This window comes from Pandoraea norimbergensis, from assembly GCF_001465545.3.
In the GTDB taxonomy this organism is placed as follows: Bacteria; Pseudomonadota; Gammaproteobacteria; order Burkholderiales; family Burkholderiaceae; genus Pandoraea; species Pandoraea norimbergensis.
Map to the genome: position 1 here is coordinate 5,118,647 of NZ_CP013480.3, position 24,401 is coordinate 5,143,047.

General features: G+C 64.3%; 26 protein-coding genes and 1 tRNA gene. 10 read left to right on the forward strand and 17 right to left on the reverse strand.

Annotation, left to right across the window (positions count from 1 at the left end):
- Positions 1 to 2 precede the first annotated feature (2 nt).
- The gene (locus tag AT302_RS22325) at positions 3 to 542 is read right to left on the reverse strand and encodes an STM3941 family protein (protein WP_058375898.1); all 540 of its coding nucleotides are present in this window, start codon (positions 540 to 542) and stop codon (positions 3 to 5) included.
- A 173-nt stretch (positions 543 to 715) separates the two neighbouring features.
- Positions 716 to 800, reverse strand: a tRNA-Leu gene (locus tag AT302_RS22330).
- A gap of 92 nt (positions 801 to 892) precedes the next feature.
- Between AT302_RS22330 and AT302_RS22335 the strand changes: the two genes are divergently transcribed.
- The 6 genes from AT302_RS22335 (at position 893) to AT302_RS22360 (ending at position 6,162) form a co-directional block, all read left to right on the forward strand.
- Positions 893 to 1,096 (forward strand): hypothetical protein, encoded by a 204-nt coding sequence (locus tag AT302_RS22335; protein WP_058375899.1) that lies wholly within the window; start codon positions 893 to 895, stop codon positions 1,094 to 1,096.
- A gap of 145 nt (positions 1,097 to 1,241) precedes the next feature.
- Complete coding sequence (locus AT302_RS22340) at positions 1,242 to 1,916, forward strand: chromate transporter (RefSeq protein WP_084656395.1); 675 nt, start codon at positions 1,242 to 1,244, stop codon at positions 1,914 to 1,916.
- A 12-nt stretch (positions 1,917 to 1,928) separates the two neighbouring features.
- Positions 1,929 to 2,453: a chromate transporter gene (locus AT302_RS22345; RefSeq protein ID WP_058375900.1), complete on the forward strand. Its 525-nt coding sequence runs from the start codon at positions 1,929 to 1,931 to the stop codon at positions 2,451 to 2,453.
- 122 nt (positions 2,454 to 2,575) lie between these two features.
- Entirely contained in the window at positions 2,576 to 3,916 is a 1,341-nt protein-coding gene (gene egtB, locus AT302_RS22350; RefSeq protein WP_084656396.1) for an ergothioneine biosynthesis protein EgtB, read from the forward strand.
- Positions 3,916 to 4,899 carry an L-histidine N(alpha)-methyltransferase gene (gene egtD / locus AT302_RS22355; protein ID WP_058375901.1) on the forward strand — a complete coding sequence of 328 codons (984 nt, stop codon included), beginning with the start codon at positions 3,916 to 3,918 and terminating at the stop codon, positions 4,897 to 4,899. The genes egtB and egtD overlap by 1 nt, the downstream gene beginning before the upstream one ends.
- A 420-nt stretch (positions 4,900 to 5,319) precedes the next feature.
- Positions 5,320 to 6,162 carry a DUF4088 family protein gene (locus AT302_RS22360; protein WP_058375902.1) on the forward strand — a complete coding sequence of 281 codons (843 nt, stop codon included), beginning with the start codon at positions 5,320 to 5,322 and terminating at the stop codon, positions 6,160 to 6,162.
- A gap of 66 nt (positions 6,163 to 6,228) precedes the next feature.
- Here AT302_RS22360 and AT302_RS22365 read toward each other — a convergent pair whose 3' ends face one another.
- A complete protein-coding gene (locus AT302_RS22365) occupies positions 6,229 to 7,122 on the reverse strand; it encodes a DMT family transporter (protein WP_058375903.1) in 894 nt (297 codons plus the stop codon).
- Positions 7,123 to 7,218: 96 nt separating this feature from the next.
- Positions 7,219 to 8,181 carry a hypothetical protein gene (locus AT302_RS22370; RefSeq protein ID WP_157125851.1) on the reverse strand — a complete coding sequence of 321 codons (963 nt, stop codon included), beginning with the start codon at positions 8,179 to 8,181 and terminating at the stop codon, positions 7,219 to 7,221.
- A gap of 760 nt (positions 8,182 to 8,941) precedes the next feature.
- Between AT302_RS22370 and AT302_RS22375 the strand changes: the two genes are divergently transcribed.
- Positions 8,942 to 9,418, forward strand: coding sequence for a nitrate reductase associated protein (locus AT302_RS22375; protein WP_058375905.1), 477 nt, complete (start codon positions 8,942 to 8,944; stop codon positions 9,416 to 9,418).
- A gap of 28 nt (positions 9,419 to 9,446) precedes the next feature.
- On the opposite strand, the gene garD is transcribed toward AT302_RS22375, so the two are convergent.
- Positions 9,447 to 10,979, reverse strand: a complete 1,533-nt coding sequence (garD, locus tag AT302_RS22380) for a galactarate dehydratase (RefSeq protein WP_084656642.1) — start codon at positions 10,977 to 10,979, stop codon at positions 9,447 to 9,449.
- 450 nt (positions 10,980 to 11,429) lie between these two features.
- On the opposite strand from garD, the gene kdgD reads away from it, so the two are divergent.
- Together kdgD and AT302_RS22390 are read left to right on the forward strand one after the other, a co-directional pair.
- Positions 11,430 to 12,341, forward strand: a complete 912-nt coding sequence (gene kdgD / locus AT302_RS22385; RefSeq protein WP_058375906.1) for a 5-dehydro-4-deoxyglucarate dehydratase — start codon at positions 11,430 to 11,432, stop codon at positions 12,339 to 12,341.
- Positions 12,342 to 12,351: 10 nt separating this feature from the next.
- Positions 12,352 to 13,923: an aldehyde dehydrogenase (NADP(+)) gene (locus tag AT302_RS22390; RefSeq protein WP_058375907.1), complete on the forward strand. Its 1,572-nt coding sequence runs from the start codon at positions 12,352 to 12,354 to the stop codon at positions 13,921 to 13,923.
- Positions 13,924 to 14,010: 87 nt separating this feature from the next.
- Here AT302_RS22390 and AT302_RS22395 read toward each other — a convergent pair whose 3' ends face one another.
- The 9 genes from AT302_RS22395 to AT302_RS22435 all read right to left on the reverse strand — a co-directional run bounded on the left by AT302_RS22395 (position 14,011) and on the right by AT302_RS22435 (position 20,976).
- Positions 14,011 to 14,646 (reverse strand): antibiotic biosynthesis monooxygenase, encoded by a 636-nt coding sequence (locus AT302_RS22395; protein ID WP_058375908.1) that lies wholly within the window; start codon positions 14,644 to 14,646, stop codon positions 14,011 to 14,013.
- Positions 14,647 to 14,674: 28 nt separating this feature from the next.
- Positions 14,675 to 14,983 carry a UBP-type zinc finger domain-containing protein gene (locus tag AT302_RS22400; RefSeq protein ID WP_039367056.1) on the reverse strand — a complete coding sequence of 103 codons (309 nt, stop codon included), beginning with the start codon at positions 14,981 to 14,983 and terminating at the stop codon, positions 14,675 to 14,677.
- Positions 14,984 to 14,995: 12 nt separating this feature from the next.
- Positions 14,996 to 16,276 carry an NAD(P)/FAD-dependent oxidoreductase gene (locus AT302_RS22405; RefSeq protein WP_058375909.1) on the reverse strand — a complete coding sequence of 427 codons (1,281 nt, stop codon included), beginning with the start codon at positions 16,274 to 16,276 and terminating at the stop codon, positions 14,996 to 14,998.
- Between the two features lie 41 nt (positions 16,277 to 16,317).
- On the reverse strand, positions 16,318 to 16,635 hold the full coding sequence (locus tag AT302_RS22410; RefSeq protein WP_058375910.1) for a GNAT family N-acetyltransferase: 318 nt from the start codon (positions 16,633 to 16,635) through the stop codon (positions 16,318 to 16,320).
- Between the two features lie 86 nt (positions 16,636 to 16,721).
- Positions 16,722 to 17,543, reverse strand: coding sequence for an alpha/beta fold hydrolase (locus AT302_RS22415; protein ID WP_058375911.1), 822 nt, complete (start codon positions 17,541 to 17,543; stop codon positions 16,722 to 16,724).
- A gap of 60 nt (positions 17,544 to 17,603) precedes the next feature.
- Positions 17,604 to 18,017 carry a DoxX family protein gene (locus AT302_RS22420; protein WP_058375912.1) on the reverse strand — a complete coding sequence of 138 codons (414 nt, stop codon included), beginning with the start codon at positions 18,015 to 18,017 and terminating at the stop codon, positions 17,604 to 17,606.
- Between the two features lie 2 nt (positions 18,018 to 18,019).
- Entirely contained in the window at positions 18,020 to 19,948 is a 1,929-nt protein-coding gene (locus AT302_RS22425; protein WP_058375913.1) for an amidohydrolase, read from the reverse strand.
- A 48-nt stretch (positions 19,949 to 19,996) separates the two neighbouring features.
- On the reverse strand, positions 19,997 to 20,299 hold the full coding sequence (locus tag AT302_RS22430; RefSeq protein WP_058375914.1) for a DUF1427 family protein: 303 nt from the start codon (positions 20,297 to 20,299) through the stop codon (positions 19,997 to 19,999).
- 14 nt (positions 20,300 to 20,313) lie between these two features.
- A complete protein-coding gene (locus AT302_RS22435) occupies positions 20,314 to 20,976 on the reverse strand; it encodes an isochorismatase family protein (RefSeq protein WP_058375915.1) in 663 nt (220 codons plus the stop codon).
- Between the two features lie 219 nt (positions 20,977 to 21,195).
- Here AT302_RS22435 and AT302_RS22440 point away from each other — a divergent pair, with 219 nt between their 5' ends.
- Entirely contained in the window at positions 21,196 to 22,098 is a 903-nt protein-coding gene (locus tag AT302_RS22440) for a LysR family transcriptional regulator (RefSeq protein WP_058375916.1), read from the forward strand.
- 4 nt (positions 22,099 to 22,102) lie between these two features.
- Here the strand turns inward: AT302_RS22440 and AT302_RS22445 are convergent, their stop codons facing one another.
- From AT302_RS22445 to AT302_RS22455, 3 genes are all read right to left on the reverse strand, one after another.
- Positions 22,103 to 23,110 carry an anti-sigma factor family protein gene (locus tag AT302_RS22445; protein WP_058375917.1) on the reverse strand — a complete coding sequence of 336 codons (1,008 nt, stop codon included), beginning with the start codon at positions 23,108 to 23,110 and terminating at the stop codon, positions 22,103 to 22,105.
- Positions 23,110 to 23,664, reverse strand: coding sequence for an RNA polymerase sigma factor (locus AT302_RS22450; protein ID WP_058375918.1), 555 nt, complete (start codon positions 23,662 to 23,664; stop codon positions 23,110 to 23,112). The genes AT302_RS22445 and AT302_RS22450 overlap by 1 nt, the downstream gene beginning before the upstream one ends.
- Before the next feature lie 226 nt (positions 23,665 to 23,890).
- Complete coding sequence (locus tag AT302_RS22455; protein WP_058375919.1) at positions 23,891 to 24,283, reverse strand: COG4315 family predicted lipoprotein; 393 nt, start codon at positions 24,281 to 24,283, stop codon at positions 23,891 to 23,893.
- Positions 24,284 to 24,401: the final 118 nt, after the last annotated feature.

Sequence of the window (24,401 nt, forward strand, 5' to 3'; positions counted from 1 at the left end):
GTTCAGCCGGTCCAGCCGACGAACTGACTGCGCGTGTCTTGCCACGTCGTCAGGTTCTTGAGAATGAGATCGAGGATCGTCTCGGGATCTTCTTGGACGTCGCTGACGCTCAGCACGAGCGTGGTGTAGCCGAGCATTGCATTGCCCGCGACCAGCATGCGCTGAGCTTTCGACATTTTCTGTCGCCATTTTTCCGGATCTTTGACGTCGAGGCAGATAAAGGCATTGCCCGCTACGGCCTTGAGGTAAGCGCCGTTAATCTCCGGCCATGGAATCAGGCCCACGCCAAGCCTTCGGTCCAGAATGCCGTTGCCGTCAATCTGCAAACGGGGGCGTCCATCGAAGAGTTGACACAAGGCAATCGGAATGCCTGCCCCAAAAAAGACAATAGAACACCAACCGATCAACGCCGCCGAAGCCGCCGAATGCCGGTGCGTCCCGCCAGACCGGATGATGAAAGCACCGGCAATGACGAAGCCGAGACAACCCAGTAGCAGCAAAATATATTTGCGCTTGGACCGCTGAACAGAAAGTGATTGCATTCATTCCCCAAAGGTAGGTGCTGGATTGACGGACTGGCACGGCGCAACCGGGCGATGCGTTTGCGCGCAATGACGTCAGCCAAAGAACGTCATCGGCTCGATTGGAGGAGATCGGGATTCGGAAAGGAAGGCGTGACCGGTTCTTCGTGCGCGTGCGCTCAAAGAACGGTGTGTGGTACCGGGGACCGGACTTGAACCGGCAAGCCCGAAGGCGGCGGATTTTAAGTCCGCTATGTTTACCAATTTCATCACCCCGGCAGGGTCGCGCATTCTAACATCCCCACCGCGTTACGTCAGTTGAGTATCATGACGGCATGCGCGCGGTGCGCGCTCCACCGGAGATCGATCCCATGCTGGAGAATCTCGACCGCATCGCCCTGTCGCTAGACGCCATCGAATCCGCTGCCCGCGATGTCGCCATGCAATCCCCTCAGAATGCACAGGCGCTCTACACCGCGTTGATGGAAATTCGTAACGCCATCGCACTCGTCGCTCAGGAAGTCGTCCGGCTGGAGCACGAGATTCATGGCCCATCAGGTAACGGACCCACTTGATGCGCCGACGTAATGGTCTGACGTAGCGGCTGACAGCGGGCCAACAAGACGCGCAGCATCTCACGCGTTACCGTTCTCCAATGAAACGGCGCATCACTTTTGTGCGCGTTCCCAGACTCCCTATCCTTTCTATCGCTTCGTCGTCATGCCTGCCGATTCAGATAATTCCGATCGTCACGACGTATCTTTCCCGCCCTCCGCGCCATCAGTCGCGGGCGCCCAAAACGCCGCCGGGGAGCAAGTCTCGCCGCCCCCCTCCTGCTGGCAACTTGCTGTCGCGTTCGGTAGCGTCGGCGCGACGGGCTTCGGCGGCGTGCTGCCGTGGGCGCGCCGCATGGTCGTCGATCAGAAGCAATGGCTCACCGACCGCGAATTCGCCGAACTCCTGCCGCTCGCCCAACTGCTGCCCGGCCCGAACGTCGCCAATATCGCCACCGTTCTCGGCCGGCGCTTTCAAGGACCACGCGGTGCGGCCTCCGCGGTTGCCGGACTCTACTTCTGCCCGACGATCGTCATCATCCTCATCGGCGTCGCCTACGCGCAGTGGGGGCAGACGCAGGTCGTCCAGCATCTGCTCTCGGGACTGATGCCCGCCGCCACGGGGCTGGTCATCGCCACTGCCCTGCGGCTGCTCGCCGGGCTCGAACGACACTGGAGCACGCTGACCTTCGCCGCCGCAACCTTCGTCGGCAGCTTCGTCTTCGGCCTGCCCCTGCTGGCCGTACTCGGCGTGCTGGGCCCTTGCGCCATCCTCATGGCCTACCACCTGCGACGACAGCGCGACACCGATCGCATGCGCCCGCCGCCGGATGCCGCCTGAGCGCACCACACCATGCACACGCTCATCGATCTCTTTCTGCACGGTTCGCTCTGGTCGCTGCTCGCGGTCGGCGGCACCAACGTCACCCTCGCGGACATCCATCGCTACGCGGTCGAGACCCGCCACTGGATCACCGACGCGCAATTCGTCACCTTCTTCTCTCTGGCACAAGCCGCCCCCGGACCGAACGGCATGGCAGTCACGCTGATCGGCCTGCAAGCCGCCGGGCTGCCCGGCGCCCTCACCGCCACGCTGGCCAAATGTGCGCCGAGTTCGTTACTCGCGTATCTGGTCGGCGGCTGGGTCGACCGGCACGAGCGCTCGCCTTGGGTGCGGGCCGTGCGCGCCGGACTCGCGCCCATCACCGTTGGCCTGCTGGCCGCCAGCAGCGCCATTCTGGCCCGTGAAATCGACATCAATCTGGCTCGTACGCTGGTCACGCTCGTCGCCATCGTCATCACCCTGCGCACCCGCTGGAATCCGCTCTGGCTCATCGCCGGCGGCAGCCTGCTCGGTCTGACCGGGTGGCTGATGTAGGCCATCGATGTAGGCGGACCGGCTTGCCGCCCGCGCGCTGGCAATGTCCTCCCCGAGTGTCATACGGAGCGACGTCAACAGGTCTACAATAGAGCGCACGTTTCACAACACGGTGTGTCCCCATGACCGTCCCTTGTTGTACGTCGCAAGCCGAGGCGCCCTCCGGCACCTCCCCCTCCGCCACTGTCTCGCCCATCGCGCGCGATGGGCCCGATGGCGCATTGGGTGCATCCGGCCGCGCAGTGACCGGCCATACGCTCGCCGACCGGTTCGATGCCGTGCGTGCCGCATCGGTCGCGTTCGCCACCGGTCTGTCAGACGCCGACGCCACCGTGCAGTCGATGCCCGATGCGAGTCCCATCAAGTGGCATCTCGCGCACACGACGTGGTTCTTCGAGACCTTTCTGCTCGGAGAACACGGCGCGCTCTCGGGCAAGCGCTATCGTCCCTACGACCCGCGTTTCGCGTTTCTCTTCAACTCGTATTACGAAGCCGCCGGTCCGCGTCATCCGCGTCCGCAACGGGGACTGCTCACACGCCCCACGCTCGATGAGATCGTGCGCTATCGGCAGCATGTCGACAGCGCCATGCACGAGATGCTGCTGCATACCGATCTGCCACGCGAAATCTCCGATCTGATCACGCTCGGCCTGCATCACGAAGAGCAGCATCAGGAACTGATGCACACCGACTTGCTGCATCTGTTCGCGCAGAATCCGCTGCGGCCCGCGCATCGTGAAATCATTCGCGATGCCGATCGTGAACCGCATCGCAACCTCCCGTTGCAATGGATCGAACACGATGGCGGACGGCACACCGTCGGCCACGGCGGCGAGTCGTTTGCGTTCGATTGCGAAACTCCCGCGCATGACTACCTGTTACGCCCCTTTGCCATCGCCTCGCGCGTTGTGACCAACGGCGAATGGCGCGATTTCATCGAAGACGGCGGCTATCGCATCGCGGGCCTCTGGCTCTCGGACGGCTGGGCCACCGTGCAGCGCGACGGCTGGGGGCATCCGCTCTACTGGGAATTGCGCAACGGCGAATGGCACGCGATGACGCTCGCCGGCATGCAACCGGTCGACGACAACGCGCCCGTGCAACACGTGAGTTATTTCGAGGCCGACGCGTTTGCGCGCTGGGCCGGCAAGCGTTTGCCCACAGAACATGAGTGGGAAGTCGTGGCACACGCGGCAAACGCCGCGCACGAGAACTCCCCGATGCAGCAGCTCTATGGCCCGGTCTGGCAATGGACCGCGAGCCCGTACGTCGCTTATCCCGGATTCCGGACGGCAGCGGGGGCCGTCGGCGAATACAACGGCAAGTTCATGTGCGGACAATTCGTGCTGCGTGGCGGCTCGCTGGCAACCCCGGCAGGACACTCGCGTGCGACGTACCGCAACTTCTTCTACCCGCATCAGCGCTGGCAATTCTGCGGCCTGAGGCTCGCGGAGGACCGCTGATGTCGCATGCCACCCAAGCCACGGCATTTGTTTGCCCGTCACTGCCCGAGAACGCGTTTGCCACCGACGTGCTCACCGGTCTCGGCCATACCCCCAAGTCGCTGCCCAGTGTCTGGCTCTACGATCGGCGCGGCTGCGAACTCTTCGAGGAAATCACCGGCCTCGACGAGTACTACCAGACCCGCACCGAAACCGCGCTGCTCGGTGAATGTGCCGCCGCAATTGCCGATGTGATCGGTCCGGACGCCGTCGTCGTCGAATTCGGCAGCGGCTCCAGCCGCAAGACGCCGTTGCTGCTCGACGCCCTCGTCACCCCACGCGCCTATGTGCCGGTCGATATCGCCGACGATTTTCTCGACGACGCCGTCGCCGCATTAGCGCGCCGCTGTCCGGGCATTCCGATGCTGCCGGTGCGTGCCGACTTCACGCGGCCTTTCCGGCTTCCTCCACAATTGCACGACACGCAGGGTCCGCGTCTGGGCTTCTTCCCCGGCTCGACGATCGGCAACTTCGCGCCGGGTCAGGCCGCCGCGTTTCTGGCGCATGTGGGCAAGATGCTCGGAGCGCGCCGCCGCATGGTCGTCGGGGTCGATGCCTGCAAAGACCCGGCGGTGCTCCTGCCCGCGTACGACGATGCACGCGGTGTGACAGCGCAGTTCGACCTGAACCTGCTCGTGCGCATCAACCGCGAACTCGACGGCAACCTGCCGCTCGACGCCTTCCGGCATGAAGCACGGTTCAATGTCGCCGCGAGCCGTATCGAGATGCATCTGGTCGCCCAGCGCCCCTGCCACGCCGACGTGCTCGGCCAGCGCATCACATTCGCCGCCGGCGAATCCATCCACACTGAGAATTCTTACAAATACGGCCCCACGGAATTCCGCGCCCTCGCCACGTCGGCAGGCTGGGACGTGGAGCGCGTGTGGCACGACGCGCGCTCGCGCTTCGCCGTGTATCTGCTGGGCCCAGCCGGGAACGCCTGAGCGCCCCAACACTGTGCAGGTAACGCACAAACGCAGCAGCCCTAAAGTTCTGCTGCGTTTGTGCCGTTAACCTGAGGGGATCCACAGTAATCGCTCTGCAAACTGTGGATTCGACAGCGGTTTAATGAATCGCGGTGACTTGCTGGCGACGAATACGCTAGAATCGCCGCCATATGGGGCCACGCACGCCGCGAGACTGCGACGTGAATTGATGGCCATCTTCATAGCGCACGGCAACGACCCGGGCGCACCGATTACACGTATCGCTGCAATGACTTCACGCGCAACGGGGATGCACGTGGCACGGGCTCCGGCGACGCCGCATCCGGCCCGCTGCACTCAGGCAGACGCTCGCCGGGCCATGACAGGCTCGCGTGACGACTGGTATCGCGCCGTCGCAGTGGCCGGGAGCCTGTCACGATGAGCCGTATCTCTCTCACCCTGTCCGACACCGCACTCGCGGATCTGCAAAAGGACTTCGACGCGTTCGTGCGCATTTCTGCCGCCGTCGATCGTCACTTCACGCCGCCCCCGTTCGACGATTTTCTGCGCGCACGCCTGCTCGACAGCACCGTGCCGCTGACTGAAGCCGCCGTCGCGCAACTGCTCGCAGGCGGTCACTACGCGTGGGCCAAGCGCACCTTCGACAAACAGTTTCCGGATGTCGTCTCGATCATCCTGAATCAGGCCCGTCAGCATGGTTTCTACTTTGTCTCGCGCCCGGAATGGACGCGCGAGGACATGTCGCGTCAGGCCAGCCGCTGGGCCGAAGGCATCGTGCGTGAAGCGAAGGGAGAAGAGCGCATCGTAGAGTCGCTGGCCGGACAGATCGTCACGTCGGCACAAGACTTGCGCACGCTGGAAGCAACCTTGCAGACCCCCGCGTGGCGCGCAGCTTCAGTGTTGCGCGAGCGCGTATTCGAGGCCAAACGCGGCGTGGAAACGGCGCGCCCGTTGCAGGCGCGCGAGAAGCTCGGAGAATTGCAGGCCCTGCTCGATCTCGCCGTGATCTACGGTTCGGTCGGTCGTCAGGAGGCCGATCAAATTCTGGAATATCTGCGCGTGCTGCGCCCCGAGATCTTCAACGACGACCCGAGTGTGTTCGAGCGGCTGGCGGCGTGGCTGCGCCGCCTGCTCACGCCGTCGGCACCGCGTCCGGCACCGAGCGAAACGTCGCCCACCGCAGCCTCCGCGCTGGCGAGTCTGTCCGACGACACCTCCTCGCAGAACACCGAAAGCCTGCGCTCGCCGTTGACGCGCTGACACGCTGACGCGCTGACGCGCTGACACGATTAAGCCACGTCGCTCAACGCCCCGCGTCAACACGCCTTAGCGATTGAAGATCATCGCCACACCCGCACTCGCGATCAGCGCCCCGACCCACGCGCCAGCCGCCGGACGTTGACGCGTTCGGATCCATAGCAACGGCAGCACCATCACCGGCGTGGTCGCCGAGAGCGTGGCGATCACGCCGGTATTGCCGTGGCCCATGCCATAGAGCAGCAGTGTCATGCCGACGGCCACACCGACGAAGCCGGACAACGCGGTCAGCGCCAGCGTGCCGGGCGTGAATGCCGAGAAGATACTGCGCCCGCGCCGTGCGGCGAGTATCGTGAGCCCGAGCGCCGACACCCCCACCCGTACCGCCGATGCTCCGACCGGGTCAACACCCGCCGCCATCACGGGCTTGGCTATCAACGTGCCGATGGAATGACAGAGCGCCGCCGTCAGGCCGATCAAAACGCCAACACGCACATCGCCGCGTACCGATTCCCAGTGATGCGCATCGTCGCGCCGGCCGCCAAACGCAATGGCCAGCGCCACGCCGGCCGTCACCAGCGCAACGCCGACGATCGCTCGCCAACCCAACGCCTCGCCTAGCCAGAAGTAACCGAGCATGGCGGTCATCGGCGCATTGGTCGCGAAGATGATGGAGTTACGGCGCGGCCCGAGACGGCCAAGCGACGTGTAGAGAATGGTGTCGCCCACCAGAATGCCGATGAGCCCCGACGCGCACAGTCGCAGCCACTGCTCAGCGGTAAGCGACGGCCAGCCACGCAACACCGCCAGCGCGAAGAGCAGCATCGCGAAGACGAGCAGCATGCGGGCGTAGTTGAACGGGAAGGAACCGGCCTGGCGAACAGGCGTGATGGCGATCATGCCGCTGCAAGCCCAGCAAAGGGCGGCACCGAGCGCGGCGAGGTAAGCGAGTTGGGTTGTCATGGTCAGGGGGCAGACGGCGCGAAGTCGCAACCGCCCCCGCCGTTGGGACGCCATTATACGAGGCGTGCGCCCCATCCGGGTGCATCTTGTGAGGGCTCAGAGGTCCTCGTCGAGACGGTACAACGCGTCGAACATCGCGCGATAGGCCGCCGCCACCCCGAACGCGCCGCGCAACATGCGCAGGCGCGCTGCCGCATCGGGCGGCCCCGCCTCCTGCACCCAAAGCGACAACAACGGCGTCCCCCCGCAAACGCTGGCATCGTGGCGTGCGTGCGCGCACACCGCTGCGAAACCGTCGGCTGCCGAGGGATAGCGTTGCGATAACGCGTCGAACTGGGCTTCGATCTCGCTCACGGCGCGCGCTGCGGCGGGTGCCTGACACAACGCGCAGCACCCGACATAGCCCGGCATATCGCCCGCCGCTTCGATAATGAAATCGACCAGTGCATGCGTCGCATCGAACGCCCCGCTATCGAGAAACGTGCGCGCCGCCGCACCGCACCGCAACAACCCGGCCGCGAGCATGGTCGCCTGCCCGCGCTGCTCGCGGTACTGCCGCAGCAGAATCGGCCGCAACACGGGGTCGGTACAACGCTCGACGGCGATGCGATTGTGCACGTCGGCGCCGGCCGCCCGGTGATACATCTGGGCAAGAAACGCAAGCACCTGAATCTCGCTCGACTCCCCTGCGAGAAAACGCGCCCAGAACGGCGACGCGAAAATGCCGCGCATCCACACATCGCATATCTTCCCGAACGCCGGCACGATATCGGGATCGGTGGCAGGCAACACGCTGGCAAGCTCCTCGTCGACGAGCGTCGCGAGCCATGTGCCCGGGGCGGGTGCCGACGCCAGCAGCACGCCATGTTGCAGGCGCTCCAGCCATGCGGGCACGTCGGGCGAGGTGCCGTGCAACGTGCACGACACCTCACGCGACGCCACGGTGACCACGTCGCCCGCACACGACCATTCCGCGTGCGGCGACACGATGAGCCAGACCGCTGGACGCTGCTTCTCGGCGTCCGGCGCGGGACGAGGCACCTCGGATGAATTGGACACGACGGGCACCGCGCTCATCGGACAATCGCGCCAAGCAACGGCACATCCGCGCACGCCACGGCGCGAACGACGTCGATGTGCAGGTCGGCGAGCCCACTGTCAGGCGACATGACTGGCGTCTGACGCGCGCCGAACGAGACACTTCGATGGGCAACGCGGGGCTTTGGCGATGCTCGGCGAGGCGGGTTGTCTGAAGTGTCTGACGCAGACGGCAGATCGGGCGTGGAGCGTGCGGTGGGTGCGGGGGGAGTCACGGATGGCGTTGGGGTCAGTGCGGCGTAGGCCTGCGATGCCGAGCGTGAAGCTGGCACGACGGGCACAAACGGGAAGGGTAGCGGCGAGGCGTTGGTCGGCATGTCGGCTCCTGTCGAATCCTGCGAGCAAACGCTTACCTTAGGAAAACCGGAGGGTTTCGTGATTGGGGCACCGCTCTAGGAATTTTCACAGCGTCGATCCCGTCTTCACCCCGTGGACGCCGTATAGGACGACGCGCCTTTGCGTGGCTACCGGCGCGCATCGGGCGGCTGACGGCACCGACAACACCGCGTGCTGCGAGCCGCCGTTAACCGCGAGCGTCACGCGCAGGCGTCGCGCGGACCGCCTCGTGATCTCGCGTTGGCACAGCACTTTCGGAATTTACCCAAGAACCCTCACCGTAACTTCGCAGCCATCACCCTATCGTGCGTGCAGTCGCAATGACACGTGTCGCGCGAGTACAATCGTTTGGCTACGATATGTTGCCTCACGAGGAGTTACGCTCATGCATCTCTATCAGCGTCTGCCGATCTTTGTCTTCGAGATCGAAGCCTGCGAAGACCTGAAGTTCATCACGATGGCGATCCGCTTCAATCTGGATCACAGCGGCCAGCATTTGTCACTGGCCGACTGGCAGCGGCTGCCGTACGAGGCGCGCGAGACGCTGGCCTCCTGCGTACCCGGCGATGAGGATTTTGCAGCCCGTCTGGATGAGATTGCAGAACAACATCTGGGCCAGCCGATCGAGCGCAGCATCGACGCGGCGCCCACCGCGTGGCAAGACACCAACGCCCTGCCCCCGGGCTTGCTCAAACAGTGCGAACTGGCCGATCTGCTGCCGCCCGATGTCGGCGACTGGGGCACCCTCACCGCCTTCCGCCGTTATGTGCTGACCAAACTCTCGCGACGCGACACACTCAACCATTGCTTCGTGCCGGCCATGCTCGAGTTCGGTCTCGCACAGACACAAGCCGAACTTTGACGAACGGCGATGCTGGCCGCCCCGCGCGTCAGGTCACCGGCGCGGGGTTGAACAGGACGAGCGCGTTGTGCAATCCCCAACGCTCTGCCCACGTCTTCTCGCCGCTGGCCACCGCCAACATCAAGTGGAATAACTGCCAGCCCACGTCTTCGATGGTGGCGTCGCCGGTCGCAATGCGGCCCGCGTCCACATCCATCAGATCGTGCCAACGGCGCGCCAGATCGCTGCGGGTCGCGACTTTGATCACCGGAACTTCGGCGAGACCGTAGGGCGTGCCGCGTCCGGTGGTGAACACATGCAGGTTGATACCGGCCGCCAGTTGCAGCGTGCCGCAGATGAAATCGCTGGCGGGCGTCGCCGCGTAAATGAGCCCGCGCTGGCGCGAGCGGTCGAGCTTGTCGCCCGGTGACACCACGCCGTGAATCGGCCCGCTGCCCGACTTCACGATCGACCCCATCGCCTTTTCGACAATATTCGACAGCCCGCCCCGCTTGTTGCCGGGCGTCGTGTTTGCGCTGCGATCCACGCGGCCGCGCTCAAGATACGCGTCGTACCACGCCATCTCTTTGATCATGGCCGCCGCTACTTCGGGCGTTGCCGCGCGTGAGGTCAGTTGATCGATGCCGTCGCGCACTTCGGTCACTTCCGAAAACATGACCGTGGCGCCCGTGCGTACCAGCAGGTCCGTGGCGAAACCCACGGCAGGATTCGCCGTCACGCCCGAGAACGCATCGCTGCCGCCGCACTGCACGCCGACAATCAGCTCCGACGCCGGTACCGTTTCACGTTGACGCGCATTCAGACGCTGCAAGTGCACGTCCGCCGCAGCAAGAATCGAATCGATCATCGACAGAAAGCCGACATGGGCCTCGTCTTGCAGGCACACAGTGTCGGGTTTGCCGTCGGCATCCGCACTGCCGATGGGAATGCTGCCCGCCGGCAGCAGACGCTCAGGCTGGAGCTTCTCGCAGCCCAGACTCACCACCATCACCTCGCCGCCGAAGTTCGGATTCGTTCCGATGTTGCGCAGCGTGCGGATCGGCACAATGGCGTCCGGCGCGTCGATGGCAACGCCACAGCCGTAGGTGTGCTCCAGACCGACGACATCGTCGACATTCGGGTACTTCGGCAGCAACGTTTCCTTGATGCGCTTCACTGCGAATTCGACCACCCCGGCCACGCACTGCACGGTGGTGGTAATGGCCAGAATATTGCGAGTCCCCACCGAGCCGTCGGCGTTGCGATAGCCCTGAAACGTGAAGCCCTCCAGCGGCGGCAATGCCGCGGGCACGCGCGTGGCGATCGGCAGCCGGTCGAGCGACGGTGCCTCGGGCATATGCAGATTGCGCTCGTTGACCCAGCTACCCGCTGGCAATGGGCGCGCTGCGTAGCCGATGACCACGCCATAACGAATCACTGGCGCATCCTGCGCGAGATCCGCCAGCGCGACCTTGTGTCCCTGCGGCACCGCGTCGACGAGCATCAGCCCGTCGGCAAAGCGGCTGCCCACGGGCAAGCCGCCGTCGTTCACGACGATGGCGACGTTGTCTTCCGGCTGCATCCGGATGTAACGCGGTGCCGTTGCCGACTTGTTGGAAATATCCGACAGCCCCGATGTTGCCGAAGCTGCCGAAGCCGCCATTGATCCCGGTGTGCCGGACGCGGCTTCCTGCTGTGTATCGCCTGCGTGGCGCGTGTCCTGTGTTGAAGACATCTTGCGTACCTCTCCTCCTGCTGACTTGATCCCATCCGGCGTCGTTGATGTTGGCTCAACCCGCCGTCACTTATGCGTCATCATACATCTAGACGCTTGATGCGCGTACGCTTTCGCGGTTACGTCCGTATAGTGACAACCCCTTTCCGGGTTTATCCCAACTGCCATTCCGACAGCCTCCCTCTTGATCGACCGAATGACATGTTATACGATGACATATAACTAAGCGCCGGACGCTAGTTGAGCGATCCCTTTTATGACCGAATCCGGCCCCGCGGGCCGACAGGAACTGCCGAAATGACCGCACCCCAAGAACTCAAACAGATCGTCTCCGACGGCTTGTTGTCTTTCCCCGTGACCGACTTCGACGCGAATGGCGACTTCAACGCGCGCGCTTACGCGGATCGCCTGGAATGGCTGGCGCCGTTCGGTGCGACGGCCTTGTTTGCGGCTGGCGGCACGGGCGAATTCTTCTCGCTCACGCCGCAGGACTACAGCGCCGTGATCAAGACCGCCGTCGACACCTGCGCCGGCAAGGTGCCGATTCTGGCGGGCGCCGGCGGCCCCACGCGCATGGCCATGCAGTACGCACAGGAAGCCGAACGCCTCGGCGCGAAGGGCGTGCTGCTCATGCCCCACTATCTGACGGAAGCCAGCCTCGACGGCATCGCCGCCCACGTGGAACAGGTTTGCCAGTCGGTCAACATCGGCGTGATCGTCTACAACCGCGCCAACTCGAAACTCAGCGCCGACGAACTCGAGCGTCTTGCCGACAAGTGCCCGAACCTGATCGGCTTCAAAGACGGCGTGGGCGATATCGAACGCATGGTGCAGATTCGCCGCCGTCTGGGCGATCGCTTCTCATATCTGGGCGGTCTGCCCACCGCCGAAGTCTATGCCGCAGCGTACCGCGCACTCGGTGTGCCGGTGTACTCGTCGGCCGTGTTCAACTTCATTCCGAAGACGGCCATGGCGTTCTACCGCGCCGTGTGTGAAGACGATCAGGCCACGATGGGCCGCCTGCTCGACACGTTCTTCCTGCCGTATCTCGAAATTCGCAATCGTCGCGCGGGTTATGCCGTGAGCATCGTGAAGGCGGGCGCGAAGCTCGTCGGCCACGACGCCGGCCCGGTGCGCGCACCGTTGACCGACTTGCTGCCGCAGGAACTCGAAGCGCTCGACGCGCTCATCAAGAAGGTCGAAGGCTAAGGAGCCCCGCATGCAGATCACCGGTGAGATGTTGATTGGCCGCGCCGACGTGCGCGGCAGCGCGGGCTCGCTGGACGCGTTCGATCCTGCGCGCGGCGAGCGAATCGCCCCCGCGTTCGGCGCGGGCACCCCGCAGGACGTTGACCGTGCCTGCGAACTCGCGCGCGCCGCGTTCGATCCGTTCCGTGCATTGCCGCTGGCCAAGCGCGCTGAATTTCTCGAGACCGTCGCGCAAGCGATTCTCGATCTGGGCGACGCGCTCATCGAGCGCGCCCATGCCGAAAGCGGTCTGCCCGTAGCGCGCTTGCAAGGCGAGCGCGGTCGCACGGTCGGTCAACTGCGGATGTTTGCGCAGGTGGTGCGTGACGGGCATTTTCTCGACGCCACGATCGACCCGGCACAACCTGCGCGCCAGCCGTTGCCGCGTAGCGATTTGCGCCTGTCGAAGATCGGCCTCGGTCCGGTCGCCGTGTTCGGCGCGAGCAACTTCCCGCTGGCGTTCTCGGTGGCCGGTGGTGATACGGCCTCGGCATTTGCTGCCGGTTGTCCGGTCGTCGTGAAGGCGCACTCGGCGCATTTAGGCACCTCGGAACTCGTGGCCCGCGCCGTGCGCTCCGCAGTGCAGAAGCTAGGCCTGCCGGAAGGTGTCTTCTCGCTGCTCGTCGGCGAGCGCGCGGTGGGCGAGGCGCTGGTCGCGCACCCGGCGATTGCGGCGGTCGGCTTCACGGGCTCGCGCACGGGAGGTCTTGCCTTGCAACGCATCGCGCAAGCGCGGGCGGTGCCAATTCCCGTGTATGCGGAAATGAGCAGCATCAATCCGGTGTACGTGCTGCCCGAAGCACTCGCGGCGCGCGGTGAGGCGATTGCCAAGGGCTTCGCCGACTCGCTCACGATGGGCGTCGGTCAGTTCTGCACGAACCCGGGGCTGGTGCTGGGTATCGCGGGCGATGCGCTGGAGCGGTTCTGCCAGAGCGCCGGTGAAGCCCTCACCGCCAAGGCGGCGGGCACGATGCTGACGGCGGGCATTCATCAGGCTTACGACAAGGGCGTCGCACGTCTGGCCGATGAGGGCAATGTGTCGCTGGTGGCGCGCGGACAGGCAGGCACGGGATGTCAGGGGCAAGCGGCCCTCTTCCGCACGACGGCGGCGGCGTTTCTCGCCACACCGGCGCTGCACGACGAGGTGTTTGGCCCGGCGTCGGTCGTCATTGCCTGTGAGAGTGTCGACGAGATGATCGCGATCACCGAGCGTCTCGAAGGCCAACTCACCGCCACGCTGCAACTCGACGCAGGCGACGTGGAGACGGCACGCCGTCTGCTGCCGAGTCTGGAGCGCCGCGCCGGACGTATTCTCGCGAACGGTTTTCCGACCGGCGTCGAAGTGTGTCATGCGATGGTGCACGGCGGCCCGTTCCCGGCCACGTCGAACGCGATGTTCACGTCCGTCGGTGCCACGGCGATCGATCGCTTCCTGCGCCCGGTCTGCTATCAGGACCTGCCCGATGCGCTGCTGCCGGACGCCCTGCGTCAAGACAATCCGCTCAGTCTGTGGCGTCTGGTCGATGGTGCGCTAACACGATGAAGCAAGCCTGACGCGAAATCTAACGCGTTGACACCCGTGGCGCAGCGACCCGGCTTGAACGAGTCGCTGCGCCACGCACCTTTCACTTCACTCGTACAACCATCGTGCAGCCGCGCGTGTCACACGCGGCATGATGACGTACGTCATCAGTCCCACAATGATCGCCGCCGCCAGCAGCTTCGTCACGACGAAGTTGTCGAGCCACGGTAGCTGCAACGCGAGCCAGCGCACGGGAAGCGGCACGATCATCGTCAGCGGAAAAATCACCGATAGCGTCAACAGAAATTGCTTGTAGCGCTTGGCGGGCTTTTGCCCCGGCGCCGGGTGAAACCAGAATTCAAGCCCCGTCACAGTCTGGCGCTGCTCGTCGCGCGCGAGAAACGGCGTGACTTCACTCAGCAGCGTTTGCCGCGCATCCGACTGGAACCAGTCTTCGGCGTGCGGCAGCGAGTCAAAGCGCAGCGTCACGGTATAGACCGTCGAACCCGGCACGGGACGAAGGACATGGACCCCGCGATGCCCCGGAAAGCGCTCCGCGATGGGGACGATGCGCTTGAGCCACTGCTCGTACGCCGCGACGGATTCCGCCCGCACGTGATGCTCGATGACCGCCGTCACACTGTCGGGGCGTGGCAGGCGGCGGGCTGACAGATCGTCCAGCGAGGCGCTGCGCAGCGACGGATCGCGCGGATCGACGGAGGGCGTGGATTCTTCAAGTTGCATGAAAACCTCTTCGGGTCATTCAGATGATTTAGACGTAGCGCGGGATCGGCCCGTTTTGTGGCGTTGTATCGTCACCCAGATCCAGCATGACGCGATCGACATAACACCAGCCCCAACCTTCCGGCGGGTCATAACCTTCGATGATGGGATGGCCGGTTTCGTGGAAGTGCGCGTTCGCGTGGCGGTTGGGGGAGTCGTCGCAACAGCCCACATGGCCGCAGGTGCGACACAGTCGCAAATGCACCCAGCGGCTGCCGGATTTCAGACACTCTTCACAACCCAGCGCGCTGGGTGTGACGTGTTGAATGCTGTCGGTATGCGTGCAACGTTTGGACATGGCGATCTCTCCTCAAAGAGTTGCGAGATGCTGGTGGATAAATGCAACAGCCATCGCGCCTTCGCCCACCGCGGACGCGACGCGCTTCATCGAACCGTGCCGCACGTCCCCCACGGCGAACGAACCGGGCACGCTGGTTTCGAGTGGAAACGGCGCACGCGCCAGCGGCCAGCGCGCGGCTGTCAGCATCGCTGGCGTGAGGTCGGGCCCCGTGACGAGATAACCGGACCCGTCGCGCGCGATGGCCGTGTCGCGTGCCCAATCGGTATTGGGCAGTCCGCCGATACAGACGAACAGATGATGCGTCGCCAGCACCTGCTCGTCGCCGCTCTCGCGCTCGCGAACCGTGATCGCTTCCAGAAAATTGCCGCCATGCAGCGCGCTCACTTCACAGCCCACGACCACCCGAATGTTGGGCGTGCCCTGTATCTTCTGAATCAGATAATTGGACAGCGTATCCGCCAAGCGCGCGCCACGCACCAGAATGACGACTTCGCGGGCGTAAGCGGCCAGATGAATGGACGCCTGCCCTGCCGAGTTGCCGCCACCCACGACATACACCGTCTCGCCGGTGCACATGGGGGCCTCGCTCGCGCCTGCGCCGTAAAAGAGACCCAGTCCCTGCAATCGCGCCTCGTCCGGCAAGCCAAGCCGACGCCATTCGATGCCGGTCGCGCAGATGTTGGTGCTCGCGCAAAGCTGTGTGCCGTCGGCCAGATCGACGTGAATACCACCGTCGCCAAAGACGGCATAGATACCTTCGCGCAGCCGAAGAATCTCCGCGCCGAAGCGCACCGCCTGCTGGCGTGCTCGCTCGGCCAATTCGCTGCCACTGATGCCCTGCGGAAAGCCCAGATAGTTCTCGATCAGCGACGAGTTGCCCGCCTGTCCACCGATCGCATCGCGCTCGACGAGCACGGTACTCAAGCCTTCGGATGCGGCATACACCGCCGCGCTCAGCCCGGCCGGACCGGCACCGTAGATCGACACGTCGTATGCCTTTCGGCGGGGCTTTTCCACCCACCCCAGCCGCTTGGCGACGTCAGCAACGCTCGGATTGAACAATCGCGTGCCGTCGGGAAATTCACACACTGGCAGGCCCGGATCGTCCAGCCCGCGGATACCGGGAATGCGGCGCGCGGCGGCCTCGTCCAGCTCGACCCAATCGTAGGTGACTACGCTTCGGCTCAGGAAGTCGCGAATCTCGAACGCGCGTGCGGAATAGGCACCTCCGAGCAGTCGAACCCGGGGATGTTGGACGTCAACTGAATCGGTGGCAGCAGGCGATGTCATGACAGCTCCGTATCGTCGTAAGGTCCGGCGTCTATTGATTATCAGAGGCCCAACAACACGCGGCCTTCCTCAGCCAGCAAATCGTGCGTCTCGGGATGAGCGCGCATGTAGGCCGCAAAGACAGGGCACTGCGGAATGACCCGCAGTCCGCGCTCACGCGCAGAGGCGAGTCCCGCGAGCACCAGCTTCGTCGCGATCCCCTGCCCACGCAGCGCATCGGGCACCAGCGTATGGATGAACGTGATGACGTTGCCTTCGATCGAATAAATCGCAACGGCGTGCTCGCCCTGTGCCAGATATTCGAAGCGGTGCTTCGACGGGTTGTCGTGAACCTGAATCGGCGTGGATGACGTGGTCATGTAAGTGTCTCGGTAAGGGGTGCGGCTCAACGCCTGACGGGTTAAGCCGAACCCTCGGGGCACAGGCCCCTTGGCCCCTTGGCCTCTTAGCCTCGGATGAACGCCAGCAGGTCGGCGTTGAGCTGATCGGCGTGCGTGCTGGCGGTAGCGTGCGGCGCGCCGGCGTACACCTTGAACTGTGCGCCCTTGATCATCTCCGCCGCGAGCTTGCCTGTGGCTTCCATCGGCACGACTTGATCGTCGTCACCGTGGATCACGAGCGTAGGCACGTCGATCTTCGCCATGTCAGGACGGAAGTCCGTTTCAGAGAAAGCGGTCACGCAATCGATGGTGGCTTTGATCGACGCCTGCAACGCGATCTGCAACGTCTGCTTCAAGACACCCTGCGACACCTTGGCGCCCGGACGATTGGTGCCGTAAAAAACGGTGCTGAAGTCATCGAGAAACTGCGGGCGGTCGGCGGCAAGCCCTGCGCGGATCCCGGCGAAAAGCGAGGCATCGGGGCCCTGCGGGTGGTCCGCCGTCTTGACGAACAACGGCGTCACCGCGCTGATGAGCGCCAGCTTGGCAATCCGTGAACTGCCTTTGCGTGCGATGTAGCGCGTGACGTCGCCCCCGCCCATCGAGAAGCCCGCGAGGATCACGTCCTTCAGATCGAGCGCTTCGATGAGTTCCGCAATGTCGTCGGCGAACGTGTCGTAGTCGTAGCCGGTCCACGGCTGGCTCGACCGGCCGAAACCCCGGCGATCGAACGCGATGGCGCGGTAGCCGCGTTCGGCGAAAAACAGCATTTGCGCGTCCCACATGTCGGCGCTCAGCGGCCAGCCGTGACTGAAGAGGATGGGCTGGCCCGAACCCCAGTCCTTGTAGTAAAGCTCGGTGCCGTCGCGCAGTGTCAGAGTCGTCATGATGCGTTCCAAATAGGTGAGGAAACAAGATCGAAAAAACGAAGCATTTACCGTTGTCGTTCAGGCATCCGCACGTGACTTCCAGTCGTGCCATGCCACCAGCAGAAAACCGCCAACCAAACCCAGATGCTCGAAGAATGCGTTCTCGGCCATGAAGCGCCCGGGCTGCGGCATCTCCCAGAAACGAAGGGCCACGAACGTCGCGAACAGCGTGAACGCCGCCAGCGCCACGGCACCGAGCCAGCGGTAGACGCCCGTGAGGATGAGTGCGGACGCGCCCAACTCAAGCACGATGACCGCAGCAGCCATCGGCGCCGCCGGCGACACGCCGAAGTGCTGCATCTCGGCGATGGCCCCACTGAAGTCCATCGCCTTATCCAAGCCGCCCTGCAAGTAGGCGGCGCACAACAACAGCAGGGCAATCCACCGCAAGGCTGGCGCGGGTTGCCAACGCGCAAGGGTCGACGTGGCCATCGTCACACCGCCCAGCAGGCACAACCCAATGCGCCCCAGAAGCCCTTCAGATCGGAGACCGGCAGCTTGCTGCTCCACGCCGTGGCGTGCTGATGCGCGTGCACGTTGCAGTTGTTGGCGCAGGCGCAGGCCGCTGCGGCGTTGTGCAGCGCCTTTTGCATGGGCGTGCCATTTGCCGGCGCTTCCTTGTCGGCCCAACCGGCGTAGCCGCCGAAGGTGCGTGCAGGCGACCAGTCGGGCATGGCCACCGGCGGCGTGCCTTCGTCGAGCGACGCGAACGGACCCGCACCGTAGACGACCTTGCCGCCGACCATGGTGAGCAGTGCCGTCGTGTCGGCGATGTCCGATTCGGGGCAGCCGAAGAAGTCGCGGTCGGGCACGATCAGGTCGGCCAACTGGCCTGCCTCGATGCGGCCCTTCTTGCCGACTTCGTTGGAGAACCATGTGACCTTCTCGGTCCACATGCGCAACGCGGTCTCGCGGTCCACGCAGTTCGCCTGCGGGTAAAGCTGCATGCCGCCCACGGTCTTGCCCGTGACCAGCCACGACAGCGATACCCACGGGTTGTAGCTCGCCACACGCGTCGCGTCGGTACCGGCGGACACGTTCACACCCTTCTCCAACATCCGCTTGACGGGCGGCGTGGCCTCGGCCGCACCCGCGCCGTAGCGCTCGACGAAATACTCGCCCTGATACGCCATCCGGTGCTGCACGGCAATGCCGCCGCCGAGGGCTGCGATGCGGTCGATCGATTTCTCGGAGATCGTCTCGCAGTGGTCGAAGAACCAGTTCAGGCCTTCGAGCGGCGTGTCTTGGTTGACCTTCTCGAACACGTCGAGCGCACGTTCGATGGTTTCGTCGTAAGTCGCGTGCAGACGCCACGGCCAGCGGTTCTGCGCGAGCACGCGCACCACCTCTTCGAGTTCGCCCTCCATCTCGGGCGCCATGTCCGGGCGCGGCTGACGGAAGTCTTCGAAGTCGGCCGCGGAAAACACCAGCATCTCGCCCGCGCCGTTATGGCGGAAGTAATCGTCGCCCTGCTTGTACGTGGACGTCGCAGTCCAGTTCAGAAAGTCTTCCTTCTCCTGCTTCGGCTTTTGCGTGAACAGGTTGTAGGCCAGCCGGATCGTGAGTTGGCCCGCATCGGCCAACTGCTGGATCACCTGATAGTCCTCGGGGTAGTTCTGAAATCCGCCGCCTGCGTCGATGGCGCCGGTCACACCCAGACGGTTGAGCTCACGCATGAAGTGGCGCGTGGAGTTGACCTGATACTCCAGCGGCAGCTTCGGGCCCTTGGCCAGCGTGGCGTAAAGGATGGACGCGTTCGGCTTGGCAAGCAGCAGCCCCGTCGGGTTGCCTGCGCTGTCTCGCACGATCTCGCCGCCCGGCGGCGCAGGGGTATCTCGCGTGTAGCCCACCGCACGTAGAGCGGCACCGTTGAGCAGCGCACGGTCGTAAAGATGCAGGATAAAGACGGGGGTATCCGGGGCCACCGCGTTGAGTTCCGCGATGGTCGGCAGGCGTTTCTCGACAAACTGGTGTTCGGTGAAACCACCCACCACGCGCACCCATTGCGGGGCGGGCGTGATCGCCACCTGACGCTTGAGCATGCCCATGGCGTCGGCCAGACTGCGCACGCCGTCCCAGCGCAATTCCAAATTGAAGTTGAGCCCGCCGCGAATGATGTGCAGGTGGTTGTCGATCAGACCGGGCAATACCGGCTTGCCTTGCAGATTGACCACTCGGGTGGCGCTGCCGGCAAGCGGCAGCACGTCTTCGGCGCGGCCAACGCGCACGAAACGGCCGTCCTTGATGGCCACGGCGCTCGCCGTCGGATTGGTGCGGTCCAGCGTAGTGAAGCGTCCGTTGTGCAGGATGAGGTCGGGGGCAGTCGAGGTGGTCGAGGCAGTCGAGGCAGTCGTATCGTGCATGTCGGTTTCCTTGGCTTGACGAAGTGGAGCGTCGCGATACCGCGAGGATCAGGTGCGGTCTTTCTGCGTGGAAGGCGTGGAGGGCGTGGAGGGCGTGGCCGCGACGTCGGTCTTGTCGCAGCGCGGCAATTCGCCGAACACATGCGGCTTGACCTGCTGGCGCAACCACGAGGTCGTCACAGTCTCAGGCTTGACCCACCCTTTGACGAGCGGCGGGATCTGCTCGCCGAGCAGAATCCCGAGAAGCCCTACCAGAGCGATGACCGGCGGGGCCGGTGAGCGCACGTGGAACAGCGCGTAGATCACGCCAACGAGCATCCCGATGGCCAGTGACAGAAGGTAGGGCTTCATTGTGACGCTCCGGCTCAGGCTTCGTGGGCGTTGAACATCGTCTTGGCGTAGTTGATGCCGATACCGTACGAGCCACCCCACTTCTTCGCGATACCCGTGGTCATGTCGTACGTGTCGGTGCGCGCCCAGTCGCGTTGCAACTCAAGCAGATACTGCAAGGCCGTCATCGGGCGGGCGCCCGCCTGAATCATGCGCTCGACGGCACGCTCATGGGCCTCGGTCGATACATCGCCGCTGGCGTCGGTGATCACATACACCTCGAAGCCCTGATCGATCGCCGAGAGAGCCGGCCCGACGATGCACACGCCGGTCCACAGGCCCGCCAGCACGATGCGCGACTTGCCGATCTCGTTCACGCGGCGGATCACGCCCTCGTCCTCCCACGTATTCATCGAGGTGCGGTCCAGCATCGCCTGACCGGGGAACGGTGCCGTCACTTCGTCGAACATCGGGCCGCTGAAGCTCTTTTCGGCCACGGTGGTGAGGATCGTGGACACGCCGAAACCGGCAGCAGCGTTCGCGACCAGCGCCGCGTTGTTACGCAGCGTGACGGCGTCGATGGAGTGCGTAGCGAAGGCCATTTGCGACTGGAAGTCGATCATGATCAGCGTGTGGTCCTGCGGCGTGAGCAACAGAGCACCGGGCTTGGCAACAGCGACGGGTTTGGTGAGGGCCATGGTAAGTCTCCTAATGTCAGAAAAAGAAAAAATGAACGGGAAATTGCGTCTTGCTGTTCGATAAAATTCACTAAATCAACATCGGCGGCTCATGTATGCTTTCGTCTGTGTTTCCCGCCGCGTTGGAAGAAGTTTCGTCGGAATCAAGGCCCGCGAGGTTGAAGGTTTTGTCGACTTATCATCGAAAATTTCGATGATGGAAATTTTGGAGATTCACCCGTGCTCAAACTGTCTCTGGAAGCCATCGAAATCGTCGATGCCATCGCGCGCTACGGCTCGTTTGCCGCCGCCGCCGAGCGGCTGCACAAGGTGCCGTCGACCATCTCTTACGCCGTCTCCAAGCTGGAAGATCAGCTCGGCATTGCGCTATTCGTGCGCAACGGCCCGAGGGTCACGCTCACCGACGCGGGACAGGAAATGCTCAAGGAGGGCCGCTGGCTGCTCGCGGCTGCGGGCCAGCTCGAATCGCGCATGCGGCAAATCGCCACCGGCTACGAGGCGGAAATCCGGCTGGTACACGACTCGCTGATCCCCACGAGCGCCTTCAATCCCGATATCTGCGCCTTCGAAGACCTACGATGCGGCACACGCCTGCGCATTGGCACGGAGACGCTCACGGGTACGTGGGAGTTGTTGCGGGAAGGGCGGGCCGATCTGGTCGTGGCCGCCGGGGAAGGACCGGCAAGCGGTGGCTACAAGGCCGTGGCGATCGGCACGCTGGATTTCGCGTTCTGCGTGAGCGCCACCCACCCATTCACCAAGCTGGGACGCCCGCTCACGCGGGACGATCTGCTGGAGAACACCGCGATCGTCGTGGGCGACGGGGCGCGCTCGCTGGCCGATCGTTCAGTGGGACTGTTGCTGGGTCAGCGCCGGATTACCGTGCCCGGCATGCAGGCGAAGATTGCGGCGCAGTTGGCAGGACTAGGGCACGGTTTTCTGCCGCGCGCCTGCGTGTGTGCGGAGCTCACGCGCGGCGCGCTGGTGGAATTGCAGGTCGAGGAGCCCCGCCCGCCCGAGACATTCTGGCTGGCATGGCGTACCGAGCGTATGGGCGAAGCGCTGAAGTGGTGGAGTCAGCGGCTCAACCGGCCGCTGCTGCCGAACATCTTGTCGCTTTGATGACTCAGGAGGCCGGGCTTTCGCCCGCGGCCTCCGGCATTCCCGGTGACATCAGCCAGCCGTACAACGGCGTCACCGGCCCTTCGGCGAGTGCGCTCGCAATCGCTTTCAGGTCCGCCGAACCCGGCGCACCGATCAGGGCATAACCGACCTGCCCCTTGCGCCACGTGACCACACCCATGCGGTCGATGTGCTGCTCGGCCACCCCCTGATCGGGGCGCGGGTCCTTCACCACACACAGCGCAATCGGGTCGCCCTTCTCGGGCAGATACACCATCTGAACCAGCGCACGATCCTGCCAGCGCAGCCGTTGCACGCGCTTGAACGTCAAGCCTTGCGCCTTCAGATCGGGCACGCGGATATCGAGCTTGTCGTCGCGCTGAATGTCCGCCACGGTGCGCGCGGTGTCGCCGTCGTCCACATGCGTCGACGCGACGGTATCCCGCGCATAGAGTTGCTGATACTCGGCGGCGGCACGCACCCACGTCACCCCTTGCGGCGATTTCGGCGGCGGTGTCGTGGCACTGGTCAGCACCGCGCCGCCGAGTCCGGCTTTCTGCAAAACGCCCGGCAGCAACGGCATGGTGACCGCCGTCGCGGCAACCCCCGCCGCAAAGGCTGCGGCCAGCCACCACGGACGCACACGACGCCCCGGTGCCGACGTGTTAGCTGACGCCGACGAAGCCAACGATACGGGCGGTTCGTCATTCGCGACAGTGGCCGCCGGTCGCGCCATGCCACCGGCGTCATGCGCCGCGACACCCGGCGCCATCGGCTGACGTTGTGCATGCGCACGCAGCAGGGCGTCGAGATTGGCACTCAGACTTTTGGGAACCGGGGGCAGTGATTGCGACGCGAAGGTTTCGCGATATGGCAGGCGCGATGCGCGCAGCGAAGCCACCACTTCGGCCAGCACCGGCGATGCGGCCAGCGCGGCTTCGACTTCGGCGCGTTCGGCCGGGGCCAGTTCGTTATCGACGTACGCGAGCAGGCGGATATCGTCTTCGTTCATCACGCGTCCTCCTCACGTGCGCCAGCAGTGTTATCGATCCGGCGGGGTTGCCCCTCAGGGTTGCGGAACCGGTCGCCGATGGTGCGGCGAGCGCGTGACAGACGGCTCATGACGGTGCCGATGGGCACGTCGAGCACCTGTGCGGCCTCCTGATAGCTCAGGCCTTCGACCGCGACGAGCAGCACCACGAGACGTTGCGCCTCTGGCAACTGATCGACGGCGCCGAATACCTGGTGATAGCTCGCGAGATCTTCCGGCGTCGCGGCGTGCAAATCGGGCACCGTTTCCACGTCGGCGTCTTCCCACGCGAGGCTGCCGCGCGAGCGCACGCGGCGCGAGCGAATCTCGTTGATCCAGGTGGTATGCACGATGCTGTACATCCAGCTCAATGCCGACGTACCGGGCTGCCATTGATGCACGCGCTCAAGCGCATGCACGCAGGCGCGTTGCACGAGGTCTTCGGCATCGTGACGATCGCCCGCGATGCGCAGAGCGAATGCCCAGAGGCGAGGCAGCAGACCCGGGAGCATGCTGGGCAAATCCTGACCGGTCATCGGCGAATTTCCTGGCGGAGGGTGCCTGGCGGCAAGCCAGTCCGAAGCGTCGCTGGCGATGACCGCCAGCGTACGCCGCGAAATTATACTGAGCCGCCGCGAAACCTGCCCGACGGGAGTTCGCATCCGCGGCCTCCCGCTTCGCCCAGCCGGTGTTGGGTCACCTGCGTGAAATGGTTCAGACACCCCAACGCCTCGCTCACCAAATTCACTTCCTTCACTTCACTCAGGGCTTGATGGCGTGCCACACGTCCTTGAAGCCGTCGCCCTTCATGTCGCCGGGGGCAGCGTCTTTCGTGAACAGATACATCGGCTTGCCCTTGTAGGCCCATTGCTTCATGCCGTCGTCACGCGTGATGATCGTATAGTTGCCTTCGGCTGCCGCGCCCGACATGGCCATCACCGGCGGCCAGGCCTCGGCACACGGGCCGTTGCAGGTGCTCTTGCCGCTGCCGGCCACATCCTTGTCGAACGTGTAGACGGTACGGTTCTGGCCGTCGACCAGCATGCCGTTCGAGGTTTTGAACGGGGCTTCCGCGTGCGCAGCGGTGGCGGCAAACGCGCCGGCGGCGACGACGAGAGCGGTCAGAACAGCGGACATCGATTGACGTTGGTTCATCAGATTGGCTCCTCAGGTAATTGTCGGTGTCGACATTCACAGAACGTTCGCCCGCAGCGCTTTATTCCATCGCGAGCTATCGATATTTTCCGCTTGTCACCAACGCCCGTGGCCGCTT